We start from the raw sequence: 23,922 nt of genomic DNA on the forward strand, positions 1-23,922 counted from the left end.
GATAAAAAACAGGTTTAGATTATGTCTACTCAAATACAGGCGCAGAGTTCTGTTTTACTGCATTTCACTCTGAAATTAGAAGATGGCTCCACGGCAGATTCTTCTCACGCACAAGGAAAGCCTGCGTTGTTTGCTCTTGGAAATGATTCACTGTCGCCAGAATTAGAAGCGCAACTGATTGGGCTATCTGAAGGTGAAAAGAAAACATTTTCCTTAGCTGGGGATACGGTATTCGGGAAACATAATCCAGACTTAGTGCAATACTTTTCATTGCGTGATTTTATGGAAACGGGGATCCCTGAAATTGGTACCATCATGCTGTTTACGGGCATGAATGGGAGCGAAATGCCGGGCGTCGTGAAAGCAATCGAAGGGGAATCAATTACTGTTGATTTTAACCATCCTCTTGCTGAGCAACAAATTACCTTTGAAATTGAAGTGCTAGAAATAGACCCACAATTGGAGAGTCACCATGCAAATATTAATGGCTAATCCTCGTGGATTTTGTGCGGGTGTTGACCGTGCAATCAGTATTGTTGAACGCGCCTTAGAAATTTATGGCGCACCGATTTACGTTCGCCATGAAGTGGTGCATAACCGCTATGTGGTTGACGATTTACGCCAGCGTGGCGCTATCTTCATTGAAGAAATCTCTGAAGTTCCGGATGGCTCTATTCTAATTTTCTCAGCTCATGGCGTTTCACAAGCCATTCGCCAAGAAGCCCGTTCCCGCGATTTAACCATGTTATTTGATGCGACCTGCCCATTAGTGACTAAAGTGCATATGGAAGTGGCTCGCGCAAGCCGTAAAGGCAAAGAAGCGATTTTAATCGGTCACGCAGGACATCCTGAAGTGGAAGGGACAATGGGGCAATACAATAACCCTGAAGGGGGAATGTATCTTGTTGAAAGCCCTGAAGACGTTTGGAAGCTACAGGTAAAAGATGAAAACAACCTGAGCTTTATGACGCAAACGACGCTTTCAGTGGATGATACCTCCGATGTGATTGATGCGCTCACCCGTCGATTCCCTAATATTGTTGGACCGCGTAAAGACGATATTTGCTATGCGACCACGAACCGCCAAGAAGCGGCGCGTGAGCTCGCGGAAAAAGCCGATATCGTGCTAGTTGTTGGTTCGAAAAACTCGTCCAACTCAAACCGTTTAGCTGAATTAGCTTCTCGAATGGGGAAGGCCGCATTTCTGATTGATGGTGCTGAAGATATTCAAACTGAGTGGTTAAAAGATAAGAAAATTATCGGATTGACTGCGGGGGCATCCGCGCCAGATATTTTAGTCCGCCAAGTGATTGATAGACTGAAAGAGCTGGGTGCCGACTCCGTGGTTGAGCTACAAGGGCGAGAAGAAAATATCGTTTTTGAAGTACCAAAAGAGCTGCGTGTGGACGTTAAAGAAATTAACTAATACATTGATTTTATTATAGTAGCGGCTGGTTTGGTCGCTGCTATTTTCTATTTTTTTAGCATCCCATTCCATATCAATACAATTTTTTCTGATAATCATCCCCCTCTCTACGGTTTTATTAATATCTCCAGATTAGTGCTGGCGTCCCGATTCAAGTTTCTTTAAGGTATAACCAAGATTTTATTTTGGTTTTCGCCTCAATATTTACGAAAGGATCAAAAATGGCAGATTCAACTGTACGCGTTGCGATTGTCGGTGCGGGTGGGCGCATGGGGCGCCAATTAATTCAAGCAGCACAAGAACAAGACGGAATTCAACTTGGTGCAGCTATTGAGCGTGAAGGCTCTTCGCTTATTGGCACTGATGCGGGTGAACTGGCGGGAATTGGGCAAATTGGTGTGAAAGTCGTTGGTCACTTAGATTCTGTTGTTAATGATTTTGATGTACTGATTGATTTCACCCGTCCTGAAGGTACCTTACAATATTTAGCGTTCTGCCAATCTCACCAAAAAGGCATGGTCATTGGGACCACAGGATTTGATGAACAAGGAAAATTGGCCATTGCTGAAGCCGCAAAATCTATCCCAATTGTCTTCGCTGCCAACTTTAGCGTTGGTGTGAATCTGGTGCTGAAATTACTGGAAAAAGCGGCGAAAGTGATGGGAGATTACACTGATATTGAAATTATTGAAGCCCATCATCGTCATAAAGTTGATGCCCCTTCAGGCACTGCGCTGGCGATGGGGGAATCTATCGCGGATGCATTAGGAAAAGATCTGAAAGAGTGTGCGGTGTATGCACGTGAAGGCTATACCGGAGAGCGTGAGCCGGGCACGATTGGTTTTGCTACTGTACGTGCTGGCGATATTGTTGGTGAGCACACTGCAATGTTTGCTGATATTGGCGAGCGTGTAGAGATAAGCCACAAGGCTTCCAGTCGTATGACCTTTGCTAAAGGCGCGATAAGAGCATCATCTTGGGTTAATTCCAAGAAAGATGGGTTGTACAATATGAAAGATGTCCTTAATCTTGATGATTTGTAGTTTTTTATAAAATAAATTTCCATTTAAAATCAGATGGCTTCGATTGAAGCCTCTGATTTATCGTAATCTATTTATTTAATTTAATTAAATCCGTTGTTTTCTATTATCTTTGTGTCATTTTTTCTCTTTTTTACTCAAAAATTGCACTTTAGATCCTCCCTTGTCTGCGCTATTATCCATTTTGCACTTTTCTTCGCTATTAACCGTTTGCGTTTTTACCCATGAATAGTTATTTCATTAGCCTTCTATAGAAAAAATAGGTAAGAATGCAAAAAAGTAAGCTAAAAGTGAAAAAAATGCATTTTTTTCTAGACAAGACTCTATCCCATCATTAGAATGCGCGCAATTTGCCAAAAATTTGCTTAAAAACTCATTTTGGCATTGATTTAGATCGCAAAATCTGAATCAATATGCAAAAAATATGATTGATTATTCTCCGGAGGATGTTTTGATAAAGTCAGCTATATTGGTTCTGGAAGACGGAACCCAATTCCACGGGCGTGCCATTGGTGCTGAAGGGGCCGCTATTGGAGAAGTCGTTTTCAATACTTCAATGACCGGATATCAAGAAATAATTACTGACCCTTCCTATTCCCGCCAAATTGTTACTCTCACTTATCCCCATATTGGTAATGTCGGCACTAATGCTGATGACGAAGAATCTCCTAACGTACACGCTCAAGGCCTTATCATTCGCGACTTACCATTAATTTACAGTAACTTTCGTGGTCAGGAAGGCTTGTCTGAATATCTGAAACGCCACAATGTGGTGGCTATCGCGGATATCGACACGCGCAAATTAACCCGCCTGTTAAGAGAAAAAGGCGCACAAAACGGTTGTATCATCGCAGGGGATAACCCAGATGCGGCGTTGGCTTTAGAAAAAGCACGCAGCTTCTCAGGTTTAAATGGCTTAGATTTAGCAAAAGAAGTTTGCACCAAAGAGATTTACAGCTGGACTCAACGCTCTTGGAACTTAGAAGAAGGGCAACCAGCAGCAAGCAAAGAAGATGAGCTGCCATTACACGTTGTTGCTTACGATTTTGGTGCAAAGCGCAATATTCTGCGTATGTTAGTTGACCGTGGGTGCCGCTTAACCGTCGTTCCGGCAACAACACCAGCAGAAACGGTGTTAGCGATGAACCCAGATGGGATTTTCTTATCAAACGGCCCTGGCGACCCAGCCCCTTGTGACTACGCTATCAACGCTATCCAAGAATTCTTAAAAACTGAAATCCCCGTATTTGGCATTTGCTTGGGTCACCAATTGCTAGCATTAGCAAGTGGTGCCAATACCGTGAAGATGAAGTTTGGTCACCACGGTGCTAACCACCCAGTTAAAGATTTAGATAAAGATGTGGTGATGATCACGGCTCAAAACCACGGTTTTGCGGTTGATGAATCCACACTACCCGACACATTGCGTGTGACGCACAAATCGCTGTTTGATGGCACTTTGCAAGGTATCCATCGCACAGATAAACCTGCATTCAGTTTCCAAGGTCACCCAGAAGCCAGTTCTGGTCCTCATGATGCCGCAGGTCTTTTTGACCACTTCATTGATTTAATCAACGAATACCGTCAAAACACACCACGTTCAAACGCAAAATAATCGGGAGAAAGAAAATGGCAAAACGTACAGATATTAAAAGCATTCTGATCCTCGGTGCGGGCCCGATTGTTATCGGCCAAGCGTGTGAGTTTGACTATTCAGGTGCGCAAGCGTGTAAAGCTCTTAGAGAAGAAGGCTACCGCGTTATTCTAGTGAACTCGAACCCAGCGACTATCATGACAGACCCAGAAATGGCGGATGCAACTTACATCGAGCCAATTCACTGGGAAGTGGTACGCAAAATCATTGAAAAAGAGCGCCCAGATGCAGTATTACCAACCATGGGTGGACAAACCGCGCTGAACTGTGCCCTTGAGCTTGAACGCCAAGGTGTATTGGCTGAATTTGGCGTGACCATGATTGGTGCGACTGCGGACGCGATTGATAAAGCAGAAGACCGCCAGCGCTTTGATAAAGCGATGAAAAAAATCGGTTTAGGCACAGCGCGTTCAGGTATCGCACACACAATGGAAGAAGCTAATGCCGTCGCTGATGACGTTGGTTTCCCGTGTATCATTCGCCCATCTTTCACCATGGGGGGGTCCGGTGGTGGTATCGCGTATAACCGCGAAGAATTTGAAGAAATCTGTACTCGTGGTTTAGATTTATCTCCAACTAACGAATTATTAATCGATGAATCGTTAATTGGTTGGAAAGAGTATGAAATGGAAGTAGTTCGCGATAAGAAAGATAACTGCATTATCGTCTGCTCCATTGAAAACTTCGACGCAATGGGAATTCACACTGGTGACTCCATCACCGTCGCACCTGCGCAAACACTGACAGATAAAGAATACCAAATCATGCGTGATGCCTCGATGGCAGTACTGCGTGAAATCGGCGTTGAAACTGGTGGTTCTAACGTTCAGTTTGCTGTTAACCCGAAAGATGGTCGCTTAATCGTTATTGAAATGAACCCACGTGTTTCTCGTTCATCCGCACTAGCGTCAAAAGCAACGGGCTTCCCAATTGCTAAGATCGCTGCAAAATTAGCGGTTGGTTACACTCTCGATGAGCTGATGAATGACATCACAGGCGGTCGTACTCCTGCGTCATTTGAACCGTCTATCGACTACGTTGTGACCAAAATCCCTCGTTTTAACTTCGAAAAATTCGCAGGAAGCAATGACCGTCTGACCACCCAAATGAAATCAGTGGGTGAGGTGATGGCTATTGGTCGCACATTCCAAGAATCTATGCAAAAAGCACTGCGTGGTCTGGAAGTGGGCGCAACAGGTTTCGACCCGAAAGTGAGCCAGGACGACCCAGAATCGTTAACTCGCATTCGCCGTGAGCTGAAAGATGCGGGCTCCGACCGTATTTGGTACATCGCTGATGCATTCCGCGCAGGCTTATCTATCGATGGTATCTTCAATCTGACCAATATCGACCGCTGGTTCTTAGTGCAAATTGAAGAGCTGGTGCGTTTAGAAAACGAAGTGGCAGAGTTAGGAATCAATGGTCTGACTAAAGATTTCTTACGCCAACTGAAGCGTAAAGGTTTTGCGGATGCGCGTCTGGCAAGTTTAGTGGGTGTGTCTGAAGCTGAATTACGTAAGTTACGTCAAGGTTATGATTTACATCCAGTTTATAAGCGTGTAGATACCTGTGCGGCAGAGTTTGCGACCGACACTGCTTATATGTACTCGACTTATGAAGATGAATGCGAATCCAATCCGAACAACGACAAGCCAAAAATCATGGTATTAGGTGGCGGTCCAAACCGTATCGGACAAGGTATCGAATTCGACTACTGCTGTGTACACGCTTCATTAGCGCTGCGTGAAGATGGTTATGAAACTATCATGGTCAACTGTAACCCAGAAACGGTTTCAACAGACTACGACACTTCTGACCGCCTCTATTTCGAGCCAGTGACACTGGAAGATGTATTAGAAATCGTCCGTATCGAACAGCCGAAAGGGGTGATTGTTCAGTATGGTGGTCAAACGCCACTGAAATTAGCGCGTGCATTAGAAGCTGCGGGGGTGCCGGTTATTGGTACTAGCCCAGATGCGATTGACCGTGCAGAAGACCGTGAGCGTTTCCAACAAGCGGTTAACCGCTTAAACCTGAAACAGCCACAAAACGCCACTGTTGCAACTATCGAACAAGCTGTTGAAAAAGCAGCGGGTATCGGCTATCCACTAGTGGTTCGTCCATCTTACGTACTGGGCGGTCGTGCGATGGAAATCGTTTATGACGAAGTTGACCTGCGTCGCTACTTCCAAACCGCGGTGAGTGTGTCTAACGATGCGCCAGTCCTATTAGACCGCTTCCTTGATGATGCGATTGAAGTTGACGTGGATGCAATCTGCGACGGTGAAATGGTGCTGATTGGCGGAATTATGGAGCACATTGAGCAAGCGGGTGTTCACTCTGGTGACTCAGCATGTTCACTGCCAGCTTATACATTAAGCCAAGAAATTCAGGATGTGATGCGTGAACAAGTGCGCAGTCTGGCATTCGAGTTACGCGTTCGCGGTCTGATGAACGTCCAGTTTGCGGTGAAGAACAACGAAGTTTACCTGATTGAAGTGAACCCGCGTGCAGCAAGAACGGTGCCATTTGTTTCTAAAGCAACAGGCGTACCACTAGCGAAAGTTGCCGCGCGTGTTATGGCGGGTCAAACACTGACTCAGCAAGGCGTGACTGAAGAAGTCATTCCACCTTACTACTCAGTCAAAGAAGTGGTTCTGCCATTCAACAAGTTCCAAGGTGTTGACCCAATCCTCGGACCAGAAATGCGCTCAACGGGTGAAGTGATGGGTGTTGGTCGCACATTTGCTGAAGCATTTGCTAAGGCGATGTTAGGCAGCAACTCAACCATGAAGAAATCCGGTCGCGCACTGCTGTCTGTTCGTGAAGGCGATAAAACGAAAGTTGTTGATTTAGCAGCAAAACTGCTGAAACACGGTTTTGAGTTAGATGCGACTCACGGAACGGCGATTGTCTTGGGTGAAGCGGGTATTAACCCACGTTTAGTGAACAAAGTTCACGAAGGTCGTCCACACATTCAAGACCGTATTAAGAATGGAGAGTACAACTACATCGTGAATACAACGGCAGGTCGTCAAGCGATTGAAGATTCAAAACTCATTCGCGGTAGCGCACTGCGTTACAAAGTTCACTATGATACAACCCTCAACGGTGGCTTTGCGACGGCATTATCCCTGAGCGCAGACCCAACGGATAAAGTGATTTCTGTACAAGAGATGCACGCATTAATTAAATAATCACTGATTCGCTGATTATTAACCCCAGTGGTGTTATCGCCTCTGGGGTTTTTTTATGGGTAGCGAAAAAGTGAAATAAATTAATATAAATGAAAAATAGTGCACAATAGTGATTGACCCTCACGTAACGTGAGGCACTAACCTGCATTTCAGGACAGGAGGCTAAGATGCTATTTCAAGTGGGTGAGATTGCAGAGAAAACAGGATTAACCATTCGTACCCTTCATCATTATGAAGAGATTGGTTTATTACTGCCGACTGCCAGAACCGATGCAGGTTATCGACTCTATAATATGCAATGTATTGAACGTTTGACGCAAATTCAGATGCTGCGTCAGGTGGGAGTCAAACTGAAAGACATCGGTGAGTTACTTAATGGTCACAGTGGCGATATCTCTCTTTTGCTGCAAGAGCGTATTAGTCTGTTAACCGAGCAGATGAAGCAGATTGAAAAACTGCGTTCACGTCTCGAGCGGTTACAGCAGCAAATGCAACAGGGAGATAACCCCACTCAGGCTGATTGGTTTTCATTATTGGAGATGATGTCGATGTTTGATAAATATTTTACCCCTCAAGAGCTTGAGCAATTGCCACTATACACGGCGAACACATTGAAAAATCAAGAGTGGCAACAGCGGGTCGCCACAGTAAAATCGTTAATGGAAAAAGGTGAATCACCGAAATCAGCTGAAGTACAAGCGGTTGGTGTTGAGTGGATGACTGCCTTGGAAAGAGATACGGGCGGAAACCCTGATTTCTTTGCGCGTTTAAATCAAATTCACTTAACCGACAACGAGCTAATGTTCTCGACAGGGATCACCGAAGCGATCATTGACTTTGTAGCTCGGGGCTTTAGTGAGTACCAACTATCACGTTTTAAACCCCATTTAACCGCTGAGCAATTTGCTGTTGTTAGCCAACATTACTTTGAGTCAGGCAAGGTATGGCCTGAATTTATTTCAGGAATTTATAATGCTTTGAAAGCGGGGGATGCCCCAGATTCGCCGAATGTGCAGAAATTGGCAGGAATGTGGTTAACCATGTTTAACCAATTTACTGGGGGCGATCCGCTATTACAGGAAAAAATCCGCACGATTTATCGCGAAGATCCGGTTATTTCTCAAGGAACATGGATGACGCCAGAAATTGGGCAGTATCTGTTTTCCGCCATTAGTTTCTTATTGGCGAAGCAATAACAGCGTAAGTTAGCAATCCATCCTTGATATCAAAGTCGCGACAGAATATGCCGCGACTTTTTTGTTTTAGGTGTGTTAAGAGATTAAAAATGGACGGTTTGGACACCCATTGTTGCGGCTTGTCCACCCACATAAACTCGACTGATAGCCTGATCTTGATGAGAGATTTCCACTTGAATTTGCGAGGAACACCCCATTGCTCGCCCTTGCTCTAACAGAAAATGGGTTTCTGTGGGGAAGACATGTTTCACAAGATAGCAGCCAAGAGCACCACTGGCGCTACCGGTTGCGGACTCTTCATTAATTCCGTAGAGCGGAGCAAAATTTCGGCAATGAGCAGTAAAAGAAGGCGACTGGTTTAACTCAAAAACATGAAAACCAATCGAGTCAAATTCACGGCTCAGCTGCGCGATAGCATCATAATTAGGTTTTAAATTATCCAATTGATTGGATTGCACGGGGACTAAAATATCAGGTAATCCAGTGGAGATAATTTCAATAGGTAAACCTGTTTCTGTGATTGTCTCAGCTGGGATACCTAATGCGGCAGCGACGGTATTCACATCAGGCCCTTGGCGAGTAGCGGGGAGTGTTTGTTGCATAGTGACCCCATCAGCACTGACCGTAACATTTAAAATACCTGCTTTGGTTTTTTGGGAGTAGGTGCCAGCGGCTAATTGATTCAGTGAAAATAGGGTAAAAAAGACAGCCAATGTTGCATGTCCACAAAAGTCGACTTCACTTTCAGGGGTGAAAAAATCCACTTTAAAATCCGTTTCTTCACCCGCACTTTCTCCGGAATAGACAAACGCCGTTTCGGAAAATCCCACTTGGCGAGCAATCGTAATTTTTTGTGCATCACTGAGTTTCGGGGGATTGAGCACGACTCCGGCAGGATTTCCGCCTGTGTTATTTCGAGTAAATGAGTTTACAAGATGAACGTTAAGCGTGTGTTCATTCGTAGGTATTGCTGTGTTGTGCATAGTGGCTCCAGGGAAATTAAGCGCGTTTATTGAGTTATTTATTAGTACGAAGTGAGCGCATATTGAGAGGTAGATATGGTTTTGTAGCGGCGACCAAACACTGAAACTTGTGTTGGTCGCGTGAGATGATTTAGGCGTGCAATTTAGCTTTCTTTGCTGCCTTTCAAAGCTTTACGGTGCTTCCAGTAGACGATAATGGAGCCAATCAAACCACTGACCAACAGCACAACAGGGATGATCATCAGTGCGGTGATCACGATTTGTTCATGCTCTTTAACGAAAGGAATTTGGTTAACGGCATAGCCCAAAGTCACAATAATACCGACCCACAATAACCCGCTAAGCCAGTTGAATAATTGGAAACGGCGGTGGCTTAAATCGGATAATCCCGCTAACAATGGCAGTAGCGTTCTCACGAATGCCAGAAAGCGTCCGATCAATAATGCATACAAACCTTGTCGGTTAAACATATCATTGGCTTTTTTATGATATTCCTCAGGGAGTTGAGAAAGCCAGCGTTTAACTATCTTCGTTTCGCTTAACCAACGCCCTTGAACAAATCCAAGCCAGCAGCCTAAACTCGCAGCCGTCGCTAGCAGCAAGATTGTGGGGACAAAGTGCAAAACACCTTTGGCAATCAATGCACCAGAAAGCAGTAAAAGGGTATCACCTGGTAAAAATGCGGCGGGGAGCACGCCATTTTCTAATACAATCACCACAAAGAGTACGGTGTAAATTACCCAGAGAACTTCTGGGTTGGCGAGCTTCATAAAATCGTGTTGCCAAAGTGCCAGTACGATTTCGCGTATGACTTCCATAATCGTTCCTGTATCTGCATAAAGCGAATCATTGGGCTCTATATTACAGGAAAAATTTCAGCCTAGTTTGATTTGTTTGGGTAATTATCTAAAAGGCAGTGATTAACTGCCTAATAATTAAGGACGGAATGTTGATGTTTAAATGCGCGCGAAAGCACGTTGTAAATCATCAATGAGATCTTGCGGGTGTTCTAAGCCGACATGCAGACGGAAAAACGACCCACTATCCGGTTGATAATTGTATTGGCGCATACTGAGTAAATCTTCGGTTTGATAACCAAGAATCAGTGATTCAAACCCGCCCCATGAATACCCCATTTTAAAATGGCTAAAGTGGTCGAGAAAATCGCTGAACTGTTTAGGGGATAACCGCGAATTTAATTGAAATGAAAACAACCCGTTGCAGCCACTAAAATCCCGTTTAAAGAATTCATGCCCAGGGTGGCCTGGAAGTGCAGGATGAAAAACATGTGCCACAGCGGGATGCTCTACTAACCAGTTTGCGACGGCTAAACTGTTCGCTTCATGCTGCTTGAGGCGGGTTGGTAAGGTGTGAAGACCTCTACCAGCCATGTAAACAGTATCAGGATCGGCAGTTTGCCCCAATAAATATGAATTTTCTCGCAAAGTTTCGATGCAGCGCTGGTTGGCAACAGCGACCCCTAACATGCCATCTGAATGACCATTAATGTACTTTGTCGCGGATTGAATAGAGATATCTACATCAAATAAAAGAGGTTTAAGTAAGACACCCGCAGCCCATGTATTATCGAGCATGATAATGATTTCTGGGGATTTTTGACGAATGGCTTTTACAATAGCAGGAAGGTCATGGACTTCCATAGTGATAGAACCTGGCGATTCCAAAAAAACAATTTTGGTATTTGGACGGATTAAATCGGCAATTTTTGCGCCAGTTAATGGGTCGAAATAATTCGTTTCAACATTCAAATTAGTGAGGATTTTGTCGCAGAAGTTTTGTGTCGGGTCATAGGCTGACCCCGTGACCAGAATATGATCCCCCGCGCTGATAAATGACATAATGGCATTGGTGATCGCTGCTGCACCTGAAGGGTAAAGAACACAGCCAGCACCACATTCCAATTCGGTCATCGCTTCTTGGAAAGCAAAATGGGTCTGTGTACCTCGGCGACCATACATTAATACGCCATTTGCGCGATTGCGTACAGCATGCTTTTTATCTTCTACCGAATCAAAAATCACGGAAGAGGTACGTTGAATGACAGGGTTTACCCCTTTTTGAGTGAATTTAGGGTTTCTACCAAGATGCACGAGCTGGGTTTCTGGTCTTATGTTTGCCATTGAGTTATCCCTTATTTACCGATAGAAAATCAAATGATTGGCCAAGTTATCACCTGACGTTAAATGATTTTGGTCTACCAGAGCAAGAACAAAAGTGGTTAGCTGAATTTTCTTCATTATCAAGCAGCAAATCGAGTCGTCTCTCGAAGGGTTATGTTGATAAGCGACAAAAAATTGCGAATACTAATGATAATTACTATCAATTCGTGGTGTGTTTGATATTATCTGACATCTTGACGAAAAGAGATGAATGCGTGAATCAAATTTCGCTTTTAATGGTTAGTCGATGAATGGCACAATCATCGATATAAATTTTTTTATACAACACAAAATAAGAGAGTAAAGGCCAACTGATGCGTAAATTAACAGCTTCTATTCTATTGGCGATCGGCTTAATGGGCACGGCATCCGCAGAAACAACACCCGCTGTCACACCTACTACACCAGTAGCTAACCAAGGTTCAACAGCCGCTCCTGCAAATACTCCTTCCACAACGGAAGTGACTGCAACTCAAGCAACGACAACTCCAGTAGCAACACCGGAATCTGTCGTGACAAATACGGTAGTGACTGAAAATGTTGAGATTGCGACTGAAGCTCACGGTGGCGGTTTTGATCAGGATTTATCGGTTTGGGGTATGTATCAAAACGCAGATGTTGTTGTAAAAACGGTGATGATTGGTCTGTTACTCGCATCCGTGATTACATGGGCGCTATTTTTATCCAAAGGAAGTGAGATTTTAATTGCACGTCGTCGTTTAAAAGATGAAGCAAAAGCAATTGCAGAAGTAAAATCTCTTGATGAAGCGGTATCTATCGCGGAAGGGTTTAAAGCAGGTAGCATTACGCGCATGTTATTAGCTGAAGCGACAACGGAAAGAGCGCTTTCGGCAAACAGTCAAGATCTTGCGGGTATTAAAGACCGTACAGGTTTCCGTTTAGAAAGAGCGGTTGCTGCAATCAGCCGTTATATGGGGCGTGGAAATGGCTATTTAGCAACAATTGGAGCGATTTCTCCATTTGTCGGTCTATTTGGCACAGTGTGGGGGATCATGAATAGCTTCATAGGTATTGCCCACTCACAAACCACAAACTTAGCGGTTGTTGCTCCAGGGATCGCAGAAGCGCTGCTGGCAACGGCAATCGGTCTTATTGCCGCGATTCCTGCGGTGGTTATCTATAATATTTTTGCTCGTATGATCAACAACTATCGTGGTCAAGTGGGTGATGTTGCTGCACAAGCAGCGTTGTTACTGGGGCGTGACCTCGATCTGGCAAACAGCAAAGCAAGGTAATTATTATGGCAATGCGTTTAGGTGACGAACAAGACGATAGCGGTGAAATGCATGAAATCAACGTAACACCGTTTATCGATGTTATGTTGGTTCTGCTGATTATCTTTATGGTTGCAGCGCCACTGGCTACCGTTGATATTAAAGTCGACTTACCTGCTTCCACTGCGAAGCCTCAGCCTCGACCAGAAAAGCCAGTATTCTTAACTGTGAAATCAGATAGTCAGCTGTTTATCGGCGAGCAAGCGGTTAGTAAAGAGCAGTTAGGTTCAACCCTTGATCAAGCGACAAACACCAATAAAGAAACCACAATTTTCTTCCAAGCGGACAAAAGTGTGGATTATGAAACGATGATGGATGTAATGAATGCATTGCGTCAATCGGGGTATCTCAAGATTGGTTTAGTCGGTATGGAAGCAACAGCGGCTAATGCTAAATAGCTAAGTTGTTTTACGTAGTAATGCGTTTTATCTTTGCATCGCGGATGTCATTCTCACGTTGATGCTTTGAGATAAAACGCATTTTTTTATGCCTATCAATTTTCATCCATCATATCTTTTGCATATTCTTGCAACATTTCTGATAAAAAAATGCTCTCTCTTTATAGTTTCACAAACAAATGGTTTAATTTTATTCGGAATTTCTTCTAATTTTATTTAAGTTAGAGTGATTTTAAATTCTGCTCACATAAAACCACGTTTAAAAAAGGCTTGATAAGGTTAATTGAAAATAAACCATCCATATTGTGCGGGATTATTCACATACAGAGTAATTTCTCTGAATACCCAAATTAAGAGTATCGATTTTAGAGTGTTTTGTGTGAATTACCATGGAACTTACTGATTATTAGAATAATCATGAATAAAGGCGATATCATCGTTCAAAATAACAGCAGGGTTAACCCATTAGATGAAGTTCAGACAAAAAAAGAGAATAATAAAAATTATTAATACATTTAAATCTAATTGAAATGATAAAAAAAGCGAGTAAATAAGCTGGATAATTTTATTAATATAAGTGTTATTAATAAAAATATTTTAAATGTACTTGAACAATGAAATATAAATATGTAATTACTGTTATAAATGCAAAGCTGACACGTTTATTAGTGTTTTTTGGGTTCAATACATTGTTATTTATTGTTTTTTTGACTTATTGCTAATGCTTCTTAAATAAAATAAAAAAACACTTGCGCAACATTTCATGAGCGCTATAATGCAGCCAATAACATTTAGAAATACTTTTTAATAACTTTTCATCTCGAGTTTTTTATTTTTCAATTTACTAATGCTAGGGAATAAATAAAGTACTAGTCGCTGTTTGATTAGGCTTTATATTAAAAATAAATATAATCAATCATACTCGAGTGTACGATGTTCAGTTGTTAGATGTAAGTTCGGATGTTATTACTGAAGTCAAATGGGCTGACTTTAGACGACACACAGCAAAATGATGTAATAAAAATATTTCATATTATACTCCTCTATAAATAAGATAAGACTATACTTCCATGCGCCATCATTAAGATGGCGTTTTTTTTATGCATGTTTATTTATCTTTCAAGCATCAACTGTACCCTCAGAATTTATGTGAAGAATCGGTGATATGCGGTGTGATTAAGCATGTGGTTAAATCAATCTTTCTGAGAGTATTCATAATTTATTATTTAATGATAAAAAGTATCAGAGTATGATGTGCACCTCTTCGCTGTGGGGCATTTAGCTATACATCATGTAGCAATACATCATGTAGCAACACATCATACAACAGCGAAATTCTTTGCCAGGTACTGGCTTGAAACATTCTGGAAGTAAAAATGACTTGGTCTGAGTTTAAATCTCACTATCTCATCGGTTTTTGGAAACCGTTACCTGCGGTGATTGCGGCAGGTATCTTATCGACTTATTATTTTGGTTTAACAGGCACTTTTTGGGCTGTAACCGGTGAATTTACTCGCTGGGGCGGGCATATCATGCAGCTATTTGGTGCGCATCCAGAAGAATGGGGCTATTTCAAAGTTATTGGTTTTCAAGGTTCGCCACTTGATCGAATTGATGGCGTGATGATTATCGGTATGTTTGCTGGCTGTTTTGCCGCGGCACTTTGGGCAAATAATGTCAAAATTCGCATGCCGCAGCATCGGGTTCGAATTTTTCAAGCCATCCTCGGTGGGATCATTGCTGGATTCGGCGCTCGTCTAGCCATGGGATGTAACTTAGCGGCATTCTTTACGGGGATTCCACAATTCTCGTTACACGCTTGGTTCTTTGCTGTAGCGACTGCCGTCGGCTCTTACTTTGGTGCCAAATTCACCCTGCTGCCAATGTTCCGTATTGCGGTAAAATTGAAAAAAGTCTCAACAGCATCGCCATTAACTCAAAATCCGAATACAGCTAAAAAACGCTTTAAATTAGGCATGGCTATTTTTGCTGTCGCACTTGCGTGGGGCTTTTATACACTGCTAGATGCACCAGTCATGGGCTTTGCTATCTTATGTGGGATTGGTTTTGGTTTGCTGATTGAACGTGCTCAAATCTGTTTTACCTCCGCGTTTCGTGATTTATGGATCACTGGTCGTACTCATATGGCGAAAGCGATTATCATTGGTATGGCGGTCAGTGCGATTGGTATTTTCAGTTATGTGCAATTGGGCGCGACACCTAAGATTATGTGGGCTGGTCCAAATGCTGTGATTGGTGGATTACTATTCGGGTTTGGTATTGTCTTAGCGGGTGGTTGTGAAACTGGCTGGATGTACCGTGCCGTTGAAGGTCAAGTTCATTACTGGTGGGTTGGTTTCGGTAACATTATCGGTGCGACTATCTTAGCGTATTACTGGGATGATTTAGGCCCATGGTTGGCTACAGACTTTGACAAAGTGAACTTGCTAGAGACATTTGGTCCGGAAGGCGGCTTGCTCGTTACATACGCTTTATTAGCCATTGCATTTATTTTGATGCTGGTATGGGAAAAATATTTCTTCCGTAAACGTGCCCAAAAACTGGCGAATACTTCCATGGAGGCCGCATGAGCCATAAAGAAATAGTACCGGATTATCGATTAGATATGGTGGGCGAACCTTGCCCATACCCTGCGGTTGCGACGTTAGAAGCGATGCCATCGTTAAAACCTGGAGAGATATTAGAAGTGGTAAGTGATTGCCCACAATCTATCAATAATATCCCTTTAGATGCAAAAAATTATGGTTATAAGGTGTTGGATATTCAGCAAGATGGGCCGACTATTCGTTATCTTATCCAAAAATAACAAATACGCGTCATATTTTGCACTGTCGCGGTGTTGGCTTCATTCGTTAGCCCTAGTCACATACTTGTGTATGCTCCTAGGGTCTAACGCATTTACCGCCTTGCGACAGCACAAACTATTTAGCGTATTGGTATTAGTCATATTTTGCACTGTCGCGGTGTTGGCTTCATTCGTTAGCCCTAGTCACATACTTGTGTATGCTCCTAGGGTCTAACGCATTTACCGCCTTGCGACAGCACAAACTATTTAGCGTATTGGTATTAGTCATATTTTGCACTGTCGCGGTGTTGGCTTCATTCGTTAGCCCTAGTCACATACTTGTGTATGCTCCTAGGGTCTAACGCATTTACCGCCTTGCGATAGCACAAACTATTTAGCGTATTGGTATTAGTCATATTTTGCACTGTCGCGGTGTTGGCTTCATTCGTTAGCCCTAGTCACATACTTGTGTATGCTCCTAGGGTCTAACGCATTTGCCGCCTTGCGACAGCACAAACTATTTAGCGTATTTCAGTGATACCCTAAAATATTAAAGCTACCTATCAGTCGTGAAATTACAACTGATTGTTATAGGTGATAGTTCGGTTACTCATCCTGCCAGCTCGCAATATCCAGCACAAGCTCGCACTCATCATCGATATAGCCACCTGTCGGAATAAAGCCAAGTTTCTGATAAAACTCAAATGGGCTCTCTTCTCCTTCACCGCAACTATTATACAGCCGTGGGTAACCTTTCTTTTTCAAGTAACGGATCACTTGAATTAACGCCTCACGACCAAATCCTAATTTTTGGTAAGGCTCGGCTATCATAAATCGCCATAGCATAATGCCATCGTATTCAAGCTCATCATCATCTAGCCCAGAATGCAGCATAATGAATCCTACAGGGATATCATCCGCATAAATGCCTCGATACCAAGCACAGTCAGAGAATTGGGCCTCAACCATGGAATAGGCATTATCTGCCACCATGCTACGCTGTGCTTCACTGAGTGTATGGCTCAGCAAACAGATTTCCGAAAAGTTTTCAGCTGTTACCTTCTGCAAGGAGACAACGGAATTTTCATCCACTTCTGGCTCGATGAACTCTATCATAACCATTCCTTCGCTCGAATATTGACCAAAGCTTCACGAGGAAGCTGCTTGTGTTGTTATTATTGAATAATCAAAATTGCTACTGATTTGTTACATGGATGTAATTTAATCAACCAGAGATCGAGGAGGCAGTCAATGACTTAATTGTGGCTATGCAAGCGGGGTCTAAAAAGAAAATGGCAACTTGCGTAAATGCCCGTTGCCATCGTGAAGTCAGGATAAAAAGCTAAATAATATTAATGTTCGGCTTCACCGCCCAGAACATCAATTAGGCGAGCGATTAAGGCGCTGAGTTCGCCTGTCATCAGAATATAATCAGCATCAAATTTCTGAGCAAAATCTTCTCTAGGAATATCGTCATTTTGTTCTTTTAGTTTTTCACTGAATTTCAGTTTCTTCAGAGAGCCATCATCTGACAGCATAAACTGAACGCGCTCTTCCCAATCTAACGATAATTTAGTGACTAATTTGCCAGCTTCAATATGGGTGGCAATTTCGTCAGAAATTAGGTCTTGTTTCTTACAACGGATGATCCCGCCTTCTTCTAAAATCGCTTTTAATTCCGCTTCATCCATAGCGGCAAAACCTTGAGGTAATGCACCAGAACGCACCCATTCAGTCAGGGTTAACTCAATCGGGTCTTTAAAGGTCAGTGGAACAACAGGAAGCGAGCCTAAGCTTTTACGTAATAATGCTAAATTATCTTCGGCACGCTTAGCACTAGCGGCATCAACAATAATTAGCTGATTAACGGTATCAATCCAAATGTAGGTTTTGCTGAATTTACTGAATGCGCGCGGAAGTAAGTCATGAACCACTTCGTCTTTTAGCGAGGCTTTTTCAGTTTTTTTCAGTTGGCGACCTTGGTCCGCTTCTAATTTTTCAATTTTCTCTTGTAATGCTTGCTTGATCACGGGGGATGGCAGCATTTTATCTTCTTTCTTGGCACAAATAAGAATTTGGTTATTTGCAGCATGGGTGAGTGCATCTGCGCCACGCATTGGCGGCACCCAGCCCGTTTTCATCATGTCTTGGCTTCCACAAGGGGTATAAGTTAGCGGCGCAAGTTGTCTTTCCAGATCATCCGCGGAGAGTGCCAAATCCCGATTCAGGCGATAGACCAATATATTCTTGAACCACATGAAAAACCTACCTTTGTCATTAAAAACATGTTTAGCAAGGCGGACATGATAGCGAATTGTCCGTTATTAAGCGAAAAAAAATGCCCGCCATTTTGCGGTGTTTTACTTTCTATAAAGGTCGTCTAATAATGTAAGCAGGCAATTAAATGAAAAATAGATAATAAGTGAGTGCCATTATGAGAATAGGGATTGATTTAGGCGGTACAAAAATTGAAGTGGTCGCGCTGGATGATGGTGGCAATATTCTATTTCGTCAGCGTATGCCAACGCCACGAGGTGATTATCAAGGCACTCTCGATGCAATTAAGCATTTAGTTGGTGAGGCGGAAGCGGCAACGGGGCAAGTTGGAAGTGTGGGTTTAGGGATCCCTGGAACACTTTCTCCAGTGACGGGAAAAGTGAAAAATGCCAATTCTACGTGGCTAAACGGACAACCATTCGATAAAGACCTTGCTCAATGTTTAGGTCGCCCAGTGAAAATGGCCAATGATGCCAATTGCCTTGCTGTTTCAGAAGCCGTAGATGGTGCAGGGGAAGGTGCTAAAGTGGTATTTGCGGTTATCATCGGAACGGGCTGTGGCGCAGGGATCGCCATTAATGGGCAAGTTCATTCTGGTGGAAATGGCGTCGCAGGCGAATGGGGACACAACCCTTTGCCATGGCAAGATGACCAAGACCGACTATTTCTGGCTGACGAAAAATGTTATTGCGGGCTGAGTGGCTGTACAGAGCAATTTGTCTCCGGTACGGGATTTATGGCGGATTACAAAAAACTGGCCGGAGAATCCAAAACAGGCACCGAAATTATTCAATTGGCGCGAAACGGCAATAAACACGCGATAAAAGCCTTTGAACATTACCAAAATCGTCTAGCAAAAGCGTTAGCACAAGCCGTCAACATGCTAGACCCAGACGTCATAGTGTTAGGGGGCGGAATGAGCAACGTCGATGAGCTCTATGAAAATTTGCCAGAAAAAATTCGTCAATGGGTGTTTGGTAGGGAGTTTGATACGCCAATCAGGAAGGCGGAGCATGGGGATTCGAGTGGGGTGCGGGGGGCGGCCTGGCTCTGCTCTGAGGGTTAATGCTCGTCATACTTCACGCCGTAGCTGCGTTGGCTACGCTCGCTAACCCTAGTCACATACTTGTGTATGCTCCTAGGGACTAGTTTCACTTGCCGCCTTGCTCGTCATACTTCACGCCGTAGCTGTGTTGGCTACGCTCGCTAACCCTAGTCACATACTTGTGTATGCTCCTAGGGATTAGCCTCTCTTGCCGCCTTGCTACAACGCGAATTATTTAGAGCAATGGGTGAGGGGAAGGGCGAAAAAGATAAAAGAATAAAAGGAAAAAGAAAGGCAAAAGCAAAAGAAGGGCAAAAGTGAAAATGAGCTGGTGGGTTTGACTACTGATAAAGTGAGTGTCGGTGAGTTATTCGGGGAATAGCGGGTTTTATCGATAACTCAAATAATAGCGGTGATTTTTATCGGATAAATCTATTTTTGTGAGCTATATAAAAGTCGGGATTCATAAATGGACTAAAACCGTGATTTAGTCACAAAAAATGGTTACTGTTTGCAGGCATTATCATTAAAACTTGATATCCAACACACAGTGACAGGCTCAATTTCGGGTATGGTTAGGTTCTTGACCAATAACCATGAAATGAATCTGGACTTTATGAGAGGCATTCTCTCAAAAGGCAACAAAGGGGATTTAACGTGAAAAAGGCTCTAAAACTTTCATCTTTGGCACTGCTGGTGGCATTTAACGCCAACGCTGCCACGGTTGACTTGCGTGTCATGGAAACATCCGATGTACACAGCAACCTCATTGACTTCGACTACTACAAAGACAAATCTACTGAACAATTTGGCCTAGTACGTACTGCGACATTAATCAAAGCCGCGAAAAATGAAGCCACCAACGCTATCCTCGTGGATAACGGGGATTTAATCCAAGGCAGCCCACTGGCTGACTATATGGCGAACAAAGGCTTAAAAGAGGGAGAATCTCACCCTGCTCATAGCTTAATGAACACCATGGGCTACACCGTCGGTAACTTTGGTAACCACGAATTCAACTTTGGTTTAGATTACCTGAAACAAGCCATTGCAGGCGCGAAATTCCCTTACGTCAACGCCAATATCGTTGATGCTAAAACCGGTGAAAACTACTTCAAACCGTACATTATTGTTGATACGCCGGTAAAAGACCGTGATGGTAAAACACATACCATTAAAGTCGGTTATATCGGCTTTGTTCCGCCACAAATCATGATTTGGGATAAACCAAACTTAGAAGGCAAAGTGAAGGTGAATGACATCACTGAAACTGCTAAAAAGTTTGTGCCGCAAATGAAGAAAGAGGGCGCTGACCTGATTGTGGCAATTCCTCATTCAGGATTCTCACAAGAGCCATACAAAGCGATGGCAGAAAACTCTGTGTACTATCTCAGCGAAGTGCCGGGCATTAACGCTATCATGTTTGGTCACTCTCACGGTGTGTTCCCAAGTAAAGAATTTGCTGATATTAAAGGTGTCGATGTTGCCAAAGGCACAGTCAACGGCGTTCCAGCAGTTATGCCAGGACAGTGGGGTGATCATTTAGGCGTGGTTGATTTGGTGGTTAACAATGACAGCGGCGATTGGAAAGTGGTTGAAGCTCAAGCCCATGCCCGCCCTGTTTATGATAAAGCCAATAAGAAAGCACTGGTTGAGCGCGATGAATCACTCGTGAAAATCATCCAAGAGCAGCATCAAGGTACCCGTGATTTCGTGGGTAAACTGATTGGTAAAGCCTCTGAAAACATGTACAGCTACTTGGCATTAGTTCAAAGCGATCCAACGGTTCAGATTGTGAATGATGCTCAGATGGATTACACCCGTAACTTTATCCAAGGCGATCCAGACTTAGCGGACTTACCAGTATTAGCGGCAGCGGCACCATTCAAAGCCGGTGGACGTAAAAATGCGCCTTCTGAGTTTGTTGAAGTGGAGAAAGGGGATTTAACTTTCCGTAATGCGGCGGACTTATATCTCTATCCAAATACCTTAGTGGTAGTAAAAGCAACAGGTGCGGATGTGGTTGAATGGTTAGAGTGCTCTGCGGGCATGTTCAACCAAATCGATGCTCAATCAACTAAACCGCAAAGTCTGATCAACTGGGATGGTTTTAGAACCTATAACTTTGACACCATTAGCGGTGTGAATTACCAGATTGACCTAACTCAGCCAGCTAAATATGACACTGACTGCCAAGTGGTCAATAAAGATGCGAATCGTATCAAAAATGTGACTTACCAAGGCAAGCCAATCGATCCTAAAGCGGCATTCTTAATCGCGACTAATAACTATCGTGGTTACGGCGGTAAATTTGCAGGTACTGGTGATGCGCATATTGCATTTGCTTCACCAGATGAAAACCGTGCAATTTTAGCGGCTTATATCGCTAAAGTGTCTAAAGAAAAAGGCGAAGTGGTTTCGAAGGCGGATAATAACTGGTCCTTCACGCCAATTAAAACCGATAAAAAACTCGATGTACGCTTTGAAACTTCACCAAGTGAAAAAGCTGCCGAGTTTATTCAGCAACATGCTCAATATCCAATGAAAAAAGTAGGTACTGACGATATCGGTTTTGCTATTTACCAAGTTGATTTAACCGCTAAGTAATAGCAGTCATAAAATATTGATAACCGAAAGCCTGTCACTTGTGTCAGGCTTTTTTTCATAGAAATGTATGTTCGATGACATTCGTATGAAAAAAAAGATTAGGGAAAGCATCATGGCGGAAAGGTGCATAGAAGAACAGAAAAATAGCTGACGAGCTATGTGCTAACAAAAGCGGATTAATATAGAAATAAAGTTCGGGGAGTTTAAACTTAAGAGTAAATGGCAGCTCCCCGAAATATTATGCTTATTAGATCTTCAATTAACTTATTCATAAGTCACGTTTAACATAGGTAATTTACTGTGTTTGTCATATTCAACTTTGACATACTCGGATTCGATTTTTTTACCATTTTTCAATGAACCTGATGCAGTGACTGTTTTACCATTACGATAACAATCCACATTTGCATGGGTTTGATTCACGATATTGACTTCACACTGAGGCTCATAGATATAACCACCAAATGAAACTGTACCTCCTGAAGATGGGTTGATATTATTTGCAAAAGAACAACTCGAAATGAAGATTGCCACTACAGTAGTTAATAAAGATAAACGTTTCATAGTCCACCCCCTTAATAACACTGACCACCATCCAATACTGCTTCTGTGCTCTTATTTTTAGTGTAGTTCAAATGCCGATAATGCAAAAATAAAAGTTTAGTCTATAAGTAAATACTATTACCCTGAGGATATAACATATTGATGTCAATCAAATTAAGGTTGTTTTTCAGTTTCATGTAAGTGATTAAAAATGCTATTTTTTATAAAATTGCGACCAATATATAAAAATGAAATATTATTTTTGAATAAGTGTGATTGATTTTGATTAATATTCCGAGGGTGTTTTTCTATTTGGGTAATTTGTGATAGTTGAGGGTTTTATATTGTTAATAATTTAATGAAATTCAAATGTATTATATAAATAAATATATAATGGCTTGGGTGAATAAATAAAATAAAGCCTCTGCAAATATTTGCAGAGGCAATAAAGATAATAACGATCAGTGATGAATTATTTGAATACTTTGAAACGAACGTCGTCGTCCATAAAGTCTTTATCACCAGCAGGTTGTTCAATTGAACCAAATACCATTTGAGCGCGTAAGATCCAATTTGCTGGGATATCCCACTCTTGTTGAACTTGATTGTCAATTAATGGGTTGTAGTGCTGTAATGATGCGCCCACATTTTCCTGAGATAATGTTGTCCATACTGCCAGCTGTGCCATGCCGCTCGCTTGTTCTGACCAGATAGGGAAGTTATCTGCATAGAGCGGGAATTGTTCTTGTAAGCCAGTGACGACATTTTTATCTTCAAAGAAAAGAACGGTACCGGCACCTGCTGCAAAGCTATTAATTTTTTGCTCAGTTCCCGCAAATGCTGCTTCTGGTACGATAGCGCGTAACGCTTCTTTGGTGATATTCCACAGTTTTTTATGTTCTGCACCAAATAGCACCACAATACGTGACGTTTGTGAGTTAAATGCTGATGGGGAGTGCTTAACCGCTTCTTTGATAAGCCCAGCCACTTTCTCTTCCGAGATTGGTAATGAATCGCCTAAGTTATAGATAGTGCGACGATTTTTAATCATTTCGATAAATGCGTTAGACATGTGTGTCCCCTTGCTTTTGTTTAGAGCACGGCAATTTATTGAACAACCTCAGAAGCCGTAACTTGTTTCGAAGTAAATTGTTTCGATGTGAACAACTATAAAGGTATCCCAACCAAATCATAGAAAAAAAATTTAACCTTAATGTTCAAATTTTTGCATGTTGTTATAAAAGTTAAATAAATTCACTTGGTTATCTTTATTTT

The 23,922-nt window shown here is 42.7% G+C and carries 19 protein-coding genes; 12 read left to right on the plus strand and 7 right to left on the minus strand.

Annotated features, from left to right (window positions below; all coding sequences use genetic code 11):
* The first annotated feature begins 21 nt into the window (after nucleotides 1-21).
* The 6 genes from fkpB to ACIH2S_RS03685 all read left to right on the plus strand — a co-directional run bounded on the left by fkpB (nucleotide 22) and on the right by ACIH2S_RS03685 (nucleotide 8,513).
* A complete protein-coding gene (gene fkpB / locus ACIH2S_RS03660; protein ID WP_036950308.1) occupies nucleotides 22-492 on the plus strand; it encodes an FKBP-type peptidyl-prolyl cis-trans isomerase in 471 nt (156 codons plus the stop codon).
* Nucleotides 473-1,426 (plus strand): 4-hydroxy-3-methylbut-2-enyl diphosphate reductase, encoded by a 954-nt coding sequence (gene ispH / locus ACIH2S_RS03665; protein WP_132496157.1) that lies wholly within the window; start codon nucleotides 473-475, stop codon nucleotides 1,424-1,426. The genes fkpB and ispH overlap by 20 nt, the downstream gene beginning before the upstream one ends.
* A 221-nt stretch (nucleotides 1,427-1,647) precedes the next feature.
* Nucleotides 1,648-2,469, plus strand: coding sequence for a 4-hydroxy-tetrahydrodipicolinate reductase (gene dapB / locus ACIH2S_RS03670; RefSeq protein WP_108479231.1), 822 nt, complete (start codon nucleotides 1,648-1,650; stop codon nucleotides 2,467-2,469).
* Nucleotides 2,470-2,917: 448 nt separating this feature from the next.
* The gene (gene carA / locus ACIH2S_RS03675) at nucleotides 2,918-4,081 is read left to right on the plus strand and encodes a glutamine-hydrolyzing carbamoyl-phosphate synthase small subunit (protein ID WP_108479264.1); all 1,164 of its coding nucleotides are present in this window, start codon (nucleotides 2,918-2,920) and stop codon (nucleotides 4,079-4,081) included.
* Nucleotides 4,082-4,095: 14 nt separating this feature from the next.
* Nucleotides 4,096-7,317, plus strand: coding sequence for a carbamoyl-phosphate synthase large subunit (gene carB, locus ACIH2S_RS03680; protein WP_108479232.1), 3,222 nt, complete (start codon nucleotides 4,096-4,098; stop codon nucleotides 7,315-7,317).
* 167 nt (nucleotides 7,318-7,484) lie between these two features.
* On the plus strand, nucleotides 7,485-8,513 hold the full coding sequence (locus ACIH2S_RS03685) for a MerR family transcriptional regulator (protein WP_036950320.1): 1,029 nt from the start codon (nucleotides 7,485-7,487) through the stop codon (nucleotides 8,511-8,513).
* Between the two features lie 83 nt (nucleotides 8,514-8,596).
* Here ACIH2S_RS03685 and ACIH2S_RS03690 read toward each other — a convergent pair whose 3' ends face one another.
* The 3 genes from ACIH2S_RS03690 to metC all read right to left on the minus strand — a co-directional run bounded on the left by ACIH2S_RS03690 (nucleotide 8,597) and on the right by metC (nucleotide 11,637).
* A complete protein-coding gene (locus tag ACIH2S_RS03690; protein WP_036950323.1) occupies nucleotides 8,597-9,496 on the minus strand; it encodes a PhzF family phenazine biosynthesis protein in 900 nt (299 codons plus the stop codon).
* Between the two features lie 143 nt (nucleotides 9,497-9,639).
* On the minus strand, nucleotides 9,640-10,314 hold the full coding sequence (locus tag ACIH2S_RS03695; protein WP_154628321.1) for a DedA family protein: 675 nt from the start codon (nucleotides 10,312-10,314) through the stop codon (nucleotides 9,640-9,642).
* 138 nt (nucleotides 10,315-10,452) lie between these two features.
* The gene (metC, locus tag ACIH2S_RS03700) at nucleotides 10,453-11,637 is read right to left on the minus strand and encodes a cystathionine beta-lyase (RefSeq protein ID WP_036950327.1); all 1,185 of its coding nucleotides are present in this window, start codon (nucleotides 11,635-11,637) and stop codon (nucleotides 10,453-10,455) included.
* A 353-nt stretch (nucleotides 11,638-11,990) separates the two neighbouring features.
* Between metC and exbB the strand changes: the two genes are divergently transcribed.
* The 4 genes from exbB to yedF all read left to right on the plus strand — a co-directional run bounded on the left by exbB (nucleotide 11,991) and on the right by yedF (nucleotide 16,196).
* On the plus strand, nucleotides 11,991-12,932 hold the full coding sequence (gene exbB / locus ACIH2S_RS03705) for a tonB-system energizer ExbB (protein WP_108479234.1): 942 nt from the start codon (nucleotides 11,991-11,993) through the stop codon (nucleotides 12,930-12,932).
* A 5-nt stretch (nucleotides 12,933-12,937) separates the two neighbouring features.
* On the plus strand, nucleotides 12,938-13,369 hold the full coding sequence (gene exbD / locus ACIH2S_RS03710; RefSeq protein WP_036950331.1) for a TonB system transport protein ExbD: 432 nt from the start codon (nucleotides 12,938-12,940) through the stop codon (nucleotides 13,367-13,369).
* Nucleotides 13,370-14,745: 1,376 nt separating this feature from the next.
* A complete protein-coding gene (yedE, locus tag ACIH2S_RS03715; protein ID WP_036950333.1) occupies nucleotides 14,746-15,960 on the plus strand; it encodes a selenium metabolism membrane protein YedE/FdhT in 1,215 nt (404 codons plus the stop codon).
* Complete coding sequence (gene yedF, locus ACIH2S_RS03720; RefSeq protein WP_006657165.1) at nucleotides 15,957-16,196, plus strand: sulfurtransferase-like selenium metabolism protein YedF; 240 nt, start codon at nucleotides 15,957-15,959, stop codon at nucleotides 16,194-16,196. Before yedE ends, yedF begins: the two co-directional genes overlap by 4 nt.
* 585 nt (nucleotides 16,197-16,781) lie before the next feature.
* Here yedF and ACIH2S_RS03725 read toward each other — a convergent pair.
* Together ACIH2S_RS03725 and rdgC are read right to left on the minus strand one after the other, a co-directional pair.
* Complete coding sequence (locus ACIH2S_RS03725; RefSeq protein WP_108479236.1) at nucleotides 16,782-17,291, minus strand: GNAT family N-acetyltransferase; 510 nt, start codon at nucleotides 17,289-17,291, stop codon at nucleotides 16,782-16,784.
* A gap of 236 nt (nucleotides 17,292-17,527) precedes the next feature.
* Nucleotides 17,528-18,433, minus strand: coding sequence for a recombination-associated protein RdgC (gene rdgC, locus ACIH2S_RS03730; protein WP_108479237.1), 906 nt, complete (start codon nucleotides 18,431-18,433; stop codon nucleotides 17,528-17,530).
* 176 nt (nucleotides 18,434-18,609) lie between these two features.
* Here rdgC and mak point away from each other — a divergent pair, with 176 nt between their 5' ends.
* Together mak and ACIH2S_RS03740 are read left to right on the plus strand one after the other, a co-directional pair.
* Nucleotides 18,610-19,518 carry a fructokinase gene (gene mak / locus ACIH2S_RS03735; protein WP_108479238.1) on the plus strand — a complete coding sequence of 303 codons (909 nt, stop codon included), beginning with the start codon at nucleotides 18,610-18,612 and terminating at the stop codon, nucleotides 19,516-19,518.
* 636 nt (nucleotides 19,519-20,154) lie between these two features.
* On the plus strand, nucleotides 20,155-22,104 hold the full coding sequence (locus ACIH2S_RS03740) for a bifunctional 2',3'-cyclic-nucleotide 2'-phosphodiesterase/3'-nucleotidase (protein WP_272534868.1): 1,950 nt from the start codon (nucleotides 20,155-20,157) through the stop codon (nucleotides 22,102-22,104).
* Nucleotides 22,105-22,368: 264 nt separating this feature from the next.
* On the opposite strand, the gene ACIH2S_RS03745 is transcribed toward ACIH2S_RS03740, so the two are convergent.
* Together ACIH2S_RS03745 and ACIH2S_RS03750 are read right to left on the minus strand one after the other, a co-directional pair.
* Nucleotides 22,369-22,668, minus strand: coding sequence for a hypothetical protein (locus ACIH2S_RS03745; RefSeq protein WP_036953789.1), 300 nt, complete (start codon nucleotides 22,666-22,668; stop codon nucleotides 22,369-22,371).
* A 451-nt stretch (nucleotides 22,669-23,119) separates the two neighbouring features.
* Nucleotides 23,120-23,719: a nitroreductase family protein gene (locus ACIH2S_RS03750; RefSeq protein WP_036953792.1), complete on the minus strand. Its 600-nt coding sequence runs from the start codon at nucleotides 23,717-23,719 to the stop codon at nucleotides 23,120-23,122.
* Between the last annotated feature and the right edge of the window lie 203 nt (nucleotides 23,720-23,922).

The organism is Providencia lanzhouensis (genome assembly GCF_050469745.1).
Classification (GTDB): domain Bacteria; phylum Pseudomonadota; class Gammaproteobacteria; order Enterobacterales; family Enterobacteriaceae; genus Providencia; species Providencia lanzhouensis.